This is a genomic window from Phocaeicola sartorii JCM 17136 = DSM 21941 (genome assembly GCF_054653615.1).
This window is the reverse complement of record NZ_BAAIFW010000005.1, coordinates 1,462,726-1,475,766: the sequence shown is the minus strand read 5'-3', so window position 1 is coordinate 1,475,766 and position 13,041 is coordinate 1,462,726. Positions and strand designations below refer to the sequence as shown.

Here is a 13,041-nt window from a genome sequence, read left to right as displayed (position 1 = left end):
AGAAATGGGCAATGGCTTTGCTTTCGTTGCACGACAGAAACATTTCCAAGTCGGAAACAGCGATTTCTATGCAGACCTGATACTATATTCCATTCCACTGCACGCATATATCGTGGTAGAATTAAAGGCTACCCCATTCAAACCGGAGTATGCAGGGCAACTGAACTTCTACATCAATGTGGTGGATGATAAACTGAGGGGAGAGAATGACAACAAGACTATCGGGTTGTTGCTGTGCAAGGGAAAAGACGAAGTTGTAGCACAATACGCATTGACAGGCTATGACCAGCCGATAGGCATCAGCGATTACCAACTGAGCAAGGCTATACCTGAAAACTTAAAATCGGCTCTGCCAAGCATAGAAGAAGTGGAGGAAGAACTGACTTCCTTTCTTGATAAAGATAAGACCCCATAAACCAAGTGTATATGGCAGGAGAAATACAGATTATGATTCCCCAATACGGTGAACTCAATCGGATATACAGCGACTTTATAGTCAGCCATACTTTCTCTTTTGACAGGCAGAAATTCATCACGGACTTCTACAAGCAATACAATGACACAAAAGCTTTTGAAGCCGCCATCCTTGAACTGGTGCTTGACTATGGACTAATCAAGTCATTATCAGGCCATTTAAGGACAAATCGTTACCGTTTTTGTCCGGCGGGGAATAGGTAACGATTTAGTAACGAAACTTTGTCTTTTACCGTACTTTTGAAGTCTTGGAAGCTGGACTTTCGGGCAATAAAAAAGCTACAAATCATTGATTTGTAGCTTTTTATCCATTTACTGACCATTTCTGTCCAGTAAGTTCAGCGGAGAGACAGGGTTATGAACCCACTCTCCAATATCCTTGAAATTCAATTTATTATCAGTATGTCAATGCCTTAGGGGGTACAACTTAGGTTACAAGAATAACGCTTTTCTGTCACCTTTTGGCTGTTCGTTGTCTGCCTAAAACTACGGTTCAAAGATACGGCTTTCTTTTGATATGTGCAAATCATTGAAAATAAATATTCTGCGGTTAGTGCAAGGTGCAAGCTATATATAGATATATACTTGCACCTTGCACTACATCTTTAGTTTTTTAGAAAGATGAAGTGTTATCAAGAATTTAATTGATAATCCGATAGTATAAGTTCAGGGAAAAACGCTATCTTTGCAGAACTAACAGAAAAATAAATAGTTGTTCAACAATATGAAATGGCAGTTGTGCATATAGCTACGCCCAACGAATAGCACTTCCAATTATTGCTATTCAGCAATAGACAGGCTTATGTTTTAAGTTTGCCTGTGATTGTCTTGTCATTATCCCTTATTATAAATCTATAAGATTGTCGTGCTGCTTAAAGTGGCAGGATATATTGTATCATATTGGTTTGAACAAATGAATTATACCTATAAGAAAATCTGGCTCATCGTTTTTCCTGTAATGATGAGCATCCTTATCGAACAACTGATAAATATTACCGATGCTTTGTTTTTAGGGCATGTGGGTGATGTGGAACTGGGCGCATCTGCCCTTGCCGGAATATGGTTCTTGGCAATTTATATGCTCGGCTTCGGGTTCAGTTTGGGGTTGCAAGTGGTAATTGCCCGTCGTAACGGAGAACAGCGGTATGCAGAAACGGGAAAAACGTTCTTTCAGGGATTGCTTTTTTTGTTGATGCTGGCTGTACTCCTCTGTCTGCTGTCCAAGATATTTTCTCCCGTTCTGTTGAAACATCTGATAACTTCGGATGATGTTTATAATGCGGTTATCCGCTATTTGGATTGGCGTATTTGGGGATTGTTGTTCTCTTTCCCGTTCCTTGCCTTACGCTCGTTTTTGGTCGGTATCACACAGACAAAATCCCTGAACATGGCGGCTTTCACTGCCGTACTGGTGAATATTCCGCTGAACTGGCTCCTGATATTCGGCTTCGATATGGGTATATCGGGAGCGGCTATCGCTTCTTCATCTGCCGAAATGTGTTCGCTGGCTGTATTGGCTGCATATATGTTTAGACACATTAATAAAAAAGTGTATGGCTTATACTGGCGTATTGATATAACGATATTGAAAGAGGTATTTTCTATCTCGGTATGGAGTATGCTCCAGTTCTTTACAAGTGTAGCCATTTGGTTTCTGTTCTTCGTGGCTATCGAACGTTTGGGAGAAACGGAATTGGCAGTATCAAACATTGTAAGAAGTGTTTCCGCACTGTTTTCTGTTATCGTCAATGCGTTGGCAGGTGTCACCGGTTCTTTAGTGAGTAATCTGATTGGAGCAGGTGAAAAGAAAAAAGTTTTTCCGCTTTGCCATAAGATTATCCGTTTAGGATACGCAACAGGCATTCCATTGATTGCTTTTGCGTTGTTCTTTCACCAGCCCATTATAGGGGCTTATACGGAAAATCCCGGTATCGTACAGCTTGCATGGGCGCCTTTTCTTGTCATGCTGTTAAATTACTTCTTTGCACTACCCGGTTACGTCTATCTGAATGCCACCACAGGAACGGGAGCGACACGGACGGTATTCATTTTTCAGGTGACAACTACGATTGCTTATCTGTTCTGCTTATGGGGATTAGATTCTTGTGATGTCCCGTTAGCGACATATTGGGCTGTGGAATACTTATATGTGATACTGCTTGGTACACAATCCGTCATTTATCTTAAATATAAACAATACTAAGAACTGAAAGTTATGATGAGCAAGATATATCCCCGTAAGGGTGACACGCAAACCGTTTATTTGAACGCTGTCGTAAAAGACCCGTCTATCAAAATAGGCGACTATACCATTTACAATGATTTTGTTTCAGACCCGTGTCTGTTTGAGCAAAACAATGTGTTGTATCACTATCCGATTAACCACGAACGGCTGATAATTGGAAAGTTCTGTTCTATTGCTTGTGGAGCAAAATTTCTGTTCAACTGTGCCAATCATACCCTAAAATCACTATCGACATACACATTTCCGCTGTTCTATGAAGATTGGGAATTGGATAAGGTAAATGTGGCTTCTGCTTGGGACAACAAAGGCGACATCGTGATAGGCAATGACGTGTGGATAGGATATGAAGCCGTAATTATGGCTGGTGTCCATATCGGTGACGGGGCTATTATTGGAACAAGGGCGGTTGTGACGAAAGATGTGCCGCCCTATACCATTGTGGGTGGTGTTCCTGCCAAAGAGATACGAAAGCGGTTCAATTCTGATATGATAGAACAGATGCTGGCTTTGAAATGGTGGAATTGGTCGGTAGATAAGATACAGGAGTTTTTGCCTTATCTGATGAATGGCGATTTAGAAAAAATAGTGGCAATGAAAAATAGGTAGCTATGAGAACAATAGCGGAAGAAATGTTGTCCCGGATAAATGCTGAAATAAAATTGCTCAATTATGACAATGATATTACAGCAGATGATGCTTTGCGCATGGTAAAGTTCATTACTCCGCTATACAGCCAATTAAGAAAGCTTGTATCAGACTATGTATTTCCAACAAATGAAGACGAAATTCTCTTTTTCAAGGAAATCAAGCCTAATATCCTCGACAAATATCTGTATTTCAGTAAGGTTTACAGTATCGAAATGAAATGTCCCATTGGTAACAATGAGATTATCAAAGAATATTTGAACCAAGAATTAGAGGAATTAACCCGTTTCTTCCGTGACAATTTGGATTTTTACCAATACTATCGGTCAAAATCCACTTATATGGATAACTTGTATTTCGTTCGCAAGAAAACGGATATTCAGTTATTGCTTGACAGTTTCCAATATGACCGTGACCCGTTGTTTTCAACGGAATACGATTATAAGATTGCGAAGATATTATGTAACGAAATGTTGCGCATATATTTAAATCAACGGTTGGTAAAACTTGGGAATACGAATCAGTTAGAACACAAGCTGCAACAACTGGATAAGTATATTTTCCGCTTTACAGGCAAAAAGGCATATCTTATTGAATTAGGATATTCTCTTGTATCTTCGGGCGACATAAACAATGGCAACGTGGAGATAAAAGAAATGATGAATTTCCTTAGCACGATATTCCACATTGATTTAGGAGATTATTACGCTTCATATATAGCCATGAAAGAGAGAAAAGACCGGACGGCATATCTTCATCATCTGATAGAAAGCCTTGTTAAGCGGATGAATGAGGATGATATGAAATAATCTCCAGTATTCCAGTATGTAGAAGTACCATGTTCTCCCCAACATGGTACTTTCTTTTTATAGTGAAATCTACTTTGAAAAATGACATTTCGGGGAGCTTTTACGCCAATATTCTCCTAAAATAACCTGAAAAAAAGTAATACCATGATAGATACAACCATGACTTTTAGGTTATTTCTTCTCCCGAACTTTGCGGCAAATCAATAAGTTACAATATGGAGATTATAACATTTGAGTCAAAAGCCTATAAGGAACTTGACAACAAGATTACCGCCATAGCAGACTACATCTTCAATCACTTGGACGAAAACAAGACCGATGAAGATGAAATTTGGGTGGATAGTTACGAAGTCTGCACGTTCCTGAAAATCAGTGACCGTACTTTACAACGCCTAAGGGCGGCAGGAATGATTTCTTACTCCGACATCAAGGGGCATTACTTCTACAAGATTAAGGAAGTAAAGCGAATGTTGGAAGAACGCCTGATTAAGCGTGATAAGGAGTGTATAAATGAACTGATAACCAATCATCAGAAATATGTTAAGGAAAGAAGAAATTCTAAGCAGAACAAATAACGGTCTGCTTGTTTTCAAACATTACTTACCCGGGGACTGGCGTATTGGCAGGCACTTTCTTAATCCTTTTTATCAGGATAAGAAAGCATCCTGTAATATCTACTTCGACCGCCATAGCGGTATGTACAAGATGAAAGACTTCGGTAACGACAATTATAGCGGCGATTGTTTTTTCTTTGTGGGGCAGTTAAAGGGGCTGGACTGTAATCGGGCGGCTGACTTCGTGGAGATACTGGAAATCATCGACCGGGATTTGGGCTTGGGGCAGGCTTCCGGCACTCCGGTTTCCCTTCCCCCGGCAACCGTCCGCCGGGCAGTGCCGGACAAAACAGAAGAAACACCCGAAAAGTCTGTCAAGCCCTACCAGTTCCGGGAACAGAAATTCCCGCTTGCCGAGTTGGAATACTGGCGGCAATATGGCATCACGCCCGAACTGCTGGAACGTTACAAGGTCTGTTCGCTCCGGGAATACAACAGCGAAACGGCAGAGGGTAAACCGTACACCTACACTTCATCGGTGGCAGAACCCATGTACGGCTACAAAGGCAAACAATATATCAAGTTGTACCGCCCGCTCTCCACACCCCGCTTCCTCTATGGTGGCAGCTTCGGCGAAAACTATTGTTTCGGGCTGGAGCAACTGCCCGCCAAAGGTGACACACTCTTTATCACGGGCGGCGAAAAAGATGTGCTTTCGCTGACGGCACACGGTTTTAATGCTATCTGCTTCAATAGCGAAACGGTGACTATCCCGCCTACGCTGGTTTATCGGCTAACATTCCGTTTCAAACACATCATCCTACTTTTCGATATGGATAAAACGGGCAAGGAAAGTTCACGCAAGCAGGAAAAGCTATTGGAAGAATTTGGCGTGAAACGTCTGCTGCTACCACTTTCGGGAACGAAAGAGGAAAAGGACATATCCGACTACTTCAAAGCCGGGAACACCCGTGAAGATTTCCTGAAACTGTTTATAGAATTTTTAGACAACCTGTATAGCGACACACTAATTATGCTAAAATCATGCGAGATAGATTTCAACAACCCGCCAGCCAAAGCGCAAGAGATTATTTCGGCGGGTGACGTTCCGTTAGGAACACAAGGCAACCTGTTCGGCATCACCGGGGGCGAGGGAACGGGAAAGAGCAATTATGTAGCCGCAATCGTAGCAGGGTGTATCTGTCCGGTTGGTGCGGATGTAGATACGCTGGGCATACAGATAACCGCCAACGGCAGGCACAAAGCGGTTTTGCTCTATGATACCGAACAGTCGGAAGTGCAACTGTTCAAGAATGTAAGCAACCTGCTGGCACGTGCCAAACAGCCGGACAAACCCGATGAACTGAAAGCATTCTGTCTGACGGGTATGTCACGCAAAGAACGCCTGAACGCCATTGTGCAGAGCATGGATAAGTTCTATTACCAGTATGGCGGCATCCAGTTGGTCGTCATTGACGGCATCGCAGACCTTGTGAAAAGTGCCAACGATGAAGCGGAAAGCGTGGCGGTGATAGATGAACTTTATCGGTTGGCGGGTATCTATAACACCTGTATTCTTTGTGTGCTGCACTTCGTTCCGAACGGTTTGAAGCTACGGGGACATTTGGGCAGCGAGTTGCAGCGCAAGGCGGCTACAATCCTTTCGATAGAGAAAGACGATGAACCCACCCAGTCGGTGGTAAAAGCCCTGAAAGTAAGGGACGGTAGCCCGCTGGACGTTCCTCTGATGCTCTTTGCATGGGACAAGAAAGCCGGGATGCACGTTTACAAGGGTGAGAAACCCCGTGAGGAAAAAGAGAAGCGCAAGGAAAGGGAACTGGTAGGTGTTGCTCGTGACATTTTCGGGCGACAGGCACATATTACTTATATAGACCTTTGCGAACAGTTGCAGCAGGTCTTGGATGTTAAGGAGCGTACCGCAAAGAGTTATATCCGCTTTATGCGTGAACGGGAGATTATCATTAAAGACCCGGTGAACCAAAGCTATTTTATGATAGGTCTTATTTAATCCGGTAGCCTTATGTATATAGATAAAGAAAACTTCGTGGCTTGGATGGAGCGTATCATGGATAGGCTCGATATGCAGGACAAAAAGATAGACCGTCTTTTAAGTGGTTACAATTACCTAAACGGTGAAAAACTCCTTGACAATCAGGATTTGTGCTTTATGCTGAAAGTGAGTACCAAAACCTTGCAACGTTACCGGAAGAAAGGAATACTGCCTTACTTGACGTTAGACGGAAAATATTTCTACCGTGCAAGTGACATACACAAGTTAATCCGTGAACGCATGGATTGAGTGATAATCAATATCATATATTTTCATCTTGAATCCTGTCTTGTTATGATAATAAGGCAGGATTTCTATTATTTGCAAGGTTATTCCAGCGATTTTCGCTACTTTTGCAAAAGTAACATAAGAGAATAACGGCGGTTGAACAGTTTCGGCTGTAATATCGTCTTTATATATAACATATTCGTTCGCCGAATATCTCAAAGTAGAAAACTGGCACTTTTCAAAAAATGACGAGATTTTCAGCGCAATGTCTATGCTATGCTTCGTCATAGCGTGGGCTTGCCTGTTTCGTCATTTAGGGTATGCCAGTACCTCTACTTTGGAGCAGTGTAAGTTCACGCTTCTTTTTGGGATGCTGGCGGACAGTTGAATATAGATTAGTAAACTGTTTAATACCCGATAGAATGAAACAAATTAAAGCGCATATCGCCGTATCTCTTGACGGACATACCGCAACTTTAGACAAAGAACTGGACTGGTTACCCAATGAAGTAAAAGCTATCATCGGCAAATACTATTTGGATGCAGATTGCCTGCTTATGGGGGCGAACACCTACAACTACATCTTTGAACACTGGGGCGGGTGGCCGCACAAAAGCAAGCGGTCTTTTGTGGTGTCACACTACGACACCAACGTAACGCCGAACTGCGGCGTGGAGTTCCTGACCGAAGAACCGCTGCAAAGGGTCTATGAACTGAAAGAGAAAACCGACATACTGGTGGTGGGCGGCGGCAAGCTGCTTACTTCATTGATTAAAGCCGGACTGCTGGACAGCCTGACGATATACACCGTCCCGGTCATGGCGGGCAAAGGCATCGGCTTTATCGGGGAAACATCCGGCTCACATTGGAAACTCTCGGAAAGCAGGGTGCTGGATAACGGGGTGGTCTGTTCGACCTACCTGTTTGGCGGCAGCATATAAAAAATGCGCCCGGTTCCCGCCGGGCGCAACCACTAAAATTTCAATTATTATAAGTTGTAAAACCTATCACAATGAAATTTCAGTGGCAAAGATAGGCTATTTCTTCGGTTTTGCTTTCTTTTCGGGGAATGAAAAACTGACATTGAACTGTTCGTCCAGCACAAGCGAAGCATCGAAAGTCTTGCCGTTCTTGCCCTTGAAGCCCTTGATTAGCCCGGTCTTGCGTTTTGTCACCAGTTCGACAATCTGTTTGTCGGTCAGTTGTTTGTCGCACTTGTTGCGGAATATGGTTAGCGTGCAATCCACGTTGGAACACTTTGCCACTTTCGGGTAGAACAGGATGCGCCCGTTATTGCATTTGGGGCAGGAACAAGTTTCGCCATTGGCGATAGATAACTGCACCGAAAGCAGTTCCGCCGTGATTTGGGAGGCGTACACCTCGATACCCTTTCGGAATGTGTCGGCATCCATGCTGCCCGCTTCTATCTTGGAAAGGGCGGTTTCCCACATACCCGTCATTTCGACATCGGCAATCTTCTTGTCCTTGACAATCTTGTAAACGGCAAGCCCCTTGTCGGTAGGCACAAGGTTCTTCTTCTCACGCACGATGTACTGGCGAGCGAACAGCGTTTCGATAATAGCCGCACGGGTGGCGGGCGTGCCTATCCCGGCATCTTTCAGGCTGGCTTTCAGTTCGACATCCTCCAGCTCCCTGCCTGCGTTCTCCATTGCGGCAAGCAGGCTGCTTTCTGTGTGCAGCGGTTTCGGCTTGGTCTGCTTTTCGAGCAGATCCACGCCGGAGAGTGGCAAATATTCTCCCTCTTGGAGCGGCGGCAGGCTGGCGGCTTCTTCATCCCCGCCCGTTTCTTGCTCGCCGAACACGGCACGCCACCCAGTTACTTTCATTACAGACCCTTTCACCGTGAAGTCGGTATCTCCAGCCGACAATATGGCGGTGGTAACGTCTTTCACGCACTTGCCCGAAAAGGCTTCCAGCATACGCCCGGCTACCAGCTCGTAAACCGCCCGCTCGTCTTTGGAGAGTTCGCCGGGCAGGTTCTCGGTAATGATTAAGGCGTGGTGGTCGGTCACTTTGCCGTCATTCACGCTGCGGCGGTTCAGGGGTGTGCCGTCCAGCCCGGCGGCATACCCGGCAAAGCGGGGGTATTGCTCCAGCAGGGCGACACGCTCCGGCATTTCATCGAAAACGTCTTCCGGGATATAGCGGCTTCCGGTTCTCGGGTAGGACATCACTTTCTTTTCATACAGGCTTTGCGCTATGGAAAGCGTCTTGTCAGCCGAAAAGTTCAGCTTCGTGTTCGCTTCCTTTTGCAGCGTGGTAAGGTCGTACAGAAGCGGCGGTTCTTGGGCGGTTTCTTTCCTCTCAACGGATTTCACAGCAAGTTGCCCGGCATCCTTTACACGTTGCAGGGCGGCTATAGCTTCGGGCTGCTGTTCCCACTTGGCGGTCGATTGGGCGGTGAAACTTATCCCCCCGCTGGCGGTATGGGCTTTGAGTTGCCAAAACTTGACGGGTACGAAATTCTTGTTCTCCAAATAGCGGCTGCATATCATCACGAGCGTGGGTGTCTGCACCCTGCCCAGCGAGAACACCCCCTGCCCGGCGGCTACGCTCAACGCTTGAGTGGCGTTTATCCCTATCAGCCAGTCCGCTTCGCTGCGGGACTTGGCAGAGAGGTAGAGGTTATCGTAACGCTCTCCCGGCTGCAAGTTATCCAGCCCCTCACGGATTGCCTTGTCGGTAAGGCTGCTTATCCACAGGCGCACAAATGGTTTTCGGCAGTTCAGGTAATGGAAGATGTAGCGGAAGATTAACTCACCCTCACGTCCGGCATCGGTGGCGACAATAATCCGGTCGCACTGGTCGAACACTTCCTTTATCACTTTCAACTGTTTCAGCACGCCGGGGTCTGCCTTGTAACCTTTCTCCGCTTTCACCTGACGGGGGATTAGCTGGAAATCGGGCGGCAGTATGGGCAGGCTCTCCCTGCGAAAGTTCGCCACGCCGTAGGCTTCCGGCATGGCAAGCTGGATTAAGTGGCCGAACGCCCATGTCACCATATACCCGTTGCCGGAAAGATAACCGTCATTACGCTGGGTCGTACCGATGATGCGGGCGATGTCCTTTGCCACGCTGGGCTTTTCTGTTATCAATGCAATCATGTTGTTTCTTTTTTATGGTCTGTTACTGACTTGATTTTCCGTAAAATTTTACGGTCATAATAAATATGGTAGCCGCCCACGTAATACTGGCGGTTGTGCCTGTCTATTTCTTTCGAGTCGGTTTTTAAAGAAAGGACTATGAAGAAAATCAGGATGACAAGCGGAATAGCTATAATATAGATTAGCTGCATACCTTTATAATTTCATTCCTTTGGACTTCTTGGGCTTGTCCGCTTTCAGGCTCTTGTCCTGCGCTTTGCCCTGCTTCTCTTTCTGCTTGGCGGTGGGCTTGTCCTGACCCTGTTTCAGCGGCTCTTTGCCCCGCTTGGTGGCTTCGTTGGTCTTGCCCTCCGAATTGACCGCTACCTGTGTCCGGCTCTCGGCGGCGGGGGTAACGTCTTTCGGCTGTACCTTGTCGGGGGATTTGCCCTGTGCGCCGGGCTGCACATGACCGTTGAACTCAACGCCCTTGCCGTCCTTTAACCCGGCTACCTGCTGCTCTCCGGGCTGTTGTCCCTGCTGCAAGAACTGGACGGCAGACCTCAGCAGGAACTCCAAGCCACGCTCCACCGCACTGACCTGCAAATAGGCACTGCGCTTCGTGCCGTCCCTGAATTGCAGGTTTTCCATTTTCACCGCTTGCCCGGCTTCAAAGGCGGCTTTCTGCTCCGGGCTGACTTGCACGCCACAAATGGTATCGGGGCATTTCCACTTGTCAGCCCGCATATACTCCAGTTCGTGCGTGTACCTGTCCCGGCTGACGAACACGGGGATTTGCTCGCCGCTTTTCGGGTCTTTGATTTCAGCAATGCCGCCCAAGTTGCCAGTGCCTTGCAAGTTGCCCTGTTCCTGCTTGGTGAACCCGTGTTCATGGAACGGGCGTTGCAACAGCTTTTCGTCCTGCTGCACGCCGTGCAGCTTGGGTACTACCGTGCCGTCTTTAGCCTGATAGAAAGACAGCTTGACATCAGTAGGTTTCAGGTAGAAGCCGCCCACCGTCCCCGAAACGGTGTAGGTGTTGCGGGACTTGTAGCCACGCATCACCCGGTCGAAGTCCTTCGTGTTTTTCAGGGTGTCGGCGGTGATGCCGACTTTTTTCAGATTCTCCCAGTCTATTTTTGACGGGTCGAAGCGGTAGCCCTGCTTGAACTCGTGGAAGTCGGGCTTCGGAACTCGTAACATTTCAGCCCGCTTGTCGCCCTCCGGCGTGGGATTGCGGTGGTTGTCCTCGATTGCCTTTGCGTTCTGCTCCACTTCGGAAGCCTTAACACTGAAAAGTTCCAGTCCGGAAGTGTCCTGAAACTTGCGGAAGAAGTTGGAAATGAAGTTGCTGAACACATCGCTGTTCTTGTCCACCTGCATGAACTCGCCGCCATGTCCGGTAGTGGGTGGCACGGTCTGCAAATTGCCGTCCTTGTCGATACCCTTAACGGCACTCACCTTGCCCTGCTGTTTATCCAAGACCAGCAGCACGTCTTTTTCCTGCCCCTCCACGGGCGGGGTCATTCTGTTTGCCATAAATAATTGGAATTTTAGTGGTTACGGGAATAGTCCCGCTCAAAGGTAGCGACTAAATATGCTATATTTGGACGGACGGCAAAGGCTGTCCGAATTTGTCCAACGATGTCTTGATTTGTCTTATCTATAACACAACATGGAATATTATTCGTAACTTTGTGGTAATTTTAACAGCAGATATAAATCATGGAAAATAATATTATCAAATTTCTAAAATCAAAAGATTATACAGCAATACGGGATATTGGACAAGGTGGTACAGGAAAAACAAAGTTGATTAAAGATGAAACTATTAATGAAACATTTGTGTGTAAAAAATATTCTACATATTATCCGGAACATCAATCTCTATATTACGAAAACTTTGTAAATGAAATTAAAATACTATACAAAATAAATCATCCTAATATAGTCCGTGTATTTAGTTATTACCTATATCCTGAACAATCAACAGGATATATTTTAATGGAATACATTGACGGGGTTGATATTGAACAGTATTTAACTGTAAATCCGAATAAGATAAATGACTTATTCATTCAAACAATAAATGGATTTAAATATTTAGAGGAGCGAAATATTTTACATAGAGATATTAGACCTTCTAATATTCTGATTTCTAATGATGGCATCGTTAAAATAATTGATTTCGGATTTGGAAAGGATGTACAAAAATCAGTGGATTATAAAAAAAGCATAACATTGAATTGGACATATTCTTTACCGAATGATTTTAGTATGTCTATATATGACTTTAAGACAGAGGTTTATTTCGTTGGAAAGCTATTTGAAAGAATAATAAACGACAACAATCTACATCAGATATTTAAATACAAAGTGGCATTAGATAAAATGATTATAACTAATCATGACATAAGGATTGCTTCTTTTTATGACGTAACAAGAGATATAATGTCTGAAAATGCCATATATATAGATTTTAGCGATGAAGAAAAAGAAATCTATGCGAATATTGCCAATTCGTTTATGAGCGTTTGTCCCAGTGTTGAACCAACAACAAAATACAAAGAAGATATAGAATTAATTACCAAATCATTAAATGATTTATTGCAGAAATCTATACTTGAAGAATACATTCAAAATAATAATTTATTTATTGCATGTTTTATATGTCCACCATATCGGTATAAATCAAAACCTATAATTCCAGTAGAGAATTTGGCTGTTTTCAGTAAATGGTGGAAAGAATTATCAACTGAACGCAAAATTATTGTACTTAATAATTTATGGATGCGATTTGATTCAATAAAAAGAGAAATCGCCGATGATTTACCTTTTTAAATAAAAAATAAAAGAGAGCGAAGTTAATCACTCTCTTTGGATGAGCCATTTATGAGCCATTTATGAGCCA

Annotated in this window: 12 protein-coding genes and 1 pseudogene; 10 read left to right on the top strand and 3 right to left on the bottom strand. The window is 44.5% G+C overall.

Annotated features, from left to right (window positions below; all coding sequences use genetic code 11):
• Position 1: 1 nt before the first annotated feature.
• The 9 genes and pseudogenes from ACYQ0C_RS06260 to ACYQ0C_RS06220 form a co-directional block, all read left to right on the top strand.
• Positions 2-415: pseudogene (locus tag ACYQ0C_RS06260) on the top strand (PDDEXK nuclease domain-containing protein); the annotation flags it as partial.
• A gap of 11 nt (positions 416-426) precedes the next feature.
• Positions 427-678, top strand: a complete 252-nt coding sequence (locus ACYQ0C_RS06255; RefSeq protein WP_016276691.1) for a hypothetical protein — start codon at positions 427-429, stop codon at positions 676-678.
• 709 nt (positions 679-1,387) lie between these two features.
• Complete coding sequence (locus ACYQ0C_RS06250; RefSeq protein WP_025077306.1) at positions 1,388-2,677, top strand: MATE family efflux transporter; 1,290 nt, start codon at positions 1,388-1,390, stop codon at positions 2,675-2,677.
• Positions 2,678-2,689: 12 nt separating this feature from the next.
• The gene (locus ACYQ0C_RS06245; RefSeq protein ID WP_004325478.1) at positions 2,690-3,325 is read left to right on the top strand and encodes a CatB-related O-acetyltransferase; all 636 of its coding nucleotides are present in this window, start codon (positions 2,690-2,692) and stop codon (positions 3,323-3,325) included.
• A 2-nt stretch (positions 3,326-3,327) separates the two neighbouring features.
• The gene (locus ACYQ0C_RS06240; RefSeq protein ID WP_016276692.1) at positions 3,328-4,173 is read left to right on the top strand and encodes an RteC domain-containing protein; all 846 of its coding nucleotides are present in this window, start codon (positions 3,328-3,330) and stop codon (positions 4,171-4,173) included.
• 215 nt (positions 4,174-4,388) lie between these two features.
• Positions 4,389-4,748: a helix-turn-helix domain-containing protein gene (locus ACYQ0C_RS06235; RefSeq protein WP_004325475.1), complete on the top strand. Its 360-nt coding sequence runs from the start codon at positions 4,389-4,391 to the stop codon at positions 4,746-4,748.
• Entirely contained in the window at positions 4,711-6,756 is a 2,046-nt protein-coding gene (locus tag ACYQ0C_RS06230; protein WP_007653069.1) for an AAA family ATPase, read from the top strand. The genes ACYQ0C_RS06235 and ACYQ0C_RS06230 overlap by 38 nt, the downstream gene beginning before the upstream one ends.
• 12 nt (positions 6,757-6,768) lie before the next feature.
• Positions 6,769-7,047 (top strand): helix-turn-helix domain-containing protein, encoded by a 279-nt coding sequence (locus ACYQ0C_RS06225; RefSeq protein WP_007653068.1) that lies wholly within the window; start codon positions 6,769-6,771, stop codon positions 7,045-7,047.
• Between the two features lie 401 nt (positions 7,048-7,448).
• The gene (locus tag ACYQ0C_RS06220; RefSeq protein ID WP_016276695.1) at positions 7,449-7,967 is read left to right on the top strand and encodes a dihydrofolate reductase family protein; all 519 of its coding nucleotides are present in this window, start codon (positions 7,449-7,451) and stop codon (positions 7,965-7,967) included.
• Between the two features lie 96 nt (positions 7,968-8,063).
• Here the strand turns inward: ACYQ0C_RS06220 and ACYQ0C_RS06215 are convergent, their stop codons facing one another.
• The 3 genes from ACYQ0C_RS06215 to ACYQ0C_RS06205 are packed head-to-tail and all read right to left on the bottom strand — an operon-like array spanning position 8,064 to position 11,669.
• The gene (locus ACYQ0C_RS06215; protein ID WP_016276696.1) at positions 8,064-10,151 is read right to left on the bottom strand and encodes a type IA DNA topoisomerase; all 2,088 of its coding nucleotides are present in this window, start codon (positions 10,149-10,151) and stop codon (positions 8,064-8,066) included.
• Complete coding sequence (locus ACYQ0C_RS06210; protein ID WP_025077333.1) at positions 10,148-10,342, bottom strand: hypothetical protein; 195 nt, start codon at positions 10,340-10,342, stop codon at positions 10,148-10,150. The genes ACYQ0C_RS06215 and ACYQ0C_RS06210 overlap by 4 nt, the downstream gene beginning before the upstream one ends.
• A gap of 4 nt (positions 10,343-10,346) precedes the next feature.
• Positions 10,347-11,669: a DUF3945 domain-containing protein gene (locus ACYQ0C_RS06205; RefSeq protein WP_175271168.1), complete on the bottom strand. Its 1,323-nt coding sequence runs from the start codon at positions 11,667-11,669 to the stop codon at positions 10,347-10,349.
• A 186-nt stretch (positions 11,670-11,855) separates the two neighbouring features.
• Here ACYQ0C_RS06205 and ACYQ0C_RS06200 point away from each other — a divergent pair, with 186 nt between their 5' ends.
• On the top strand, positions 11,856-12,971 hold the full coding sequence (locus tag ACYQ0C_RS06200) for a protein kinase family protein (RefSeq protein WP_007653059.1): 1,116 nt from the start codon (positions 11,856-11,858) through the stop codon (positions 12,969-12,971).
• The last annotated feature ends 70 nt before the right edge of the window (positions 12,972-13,041 follow it).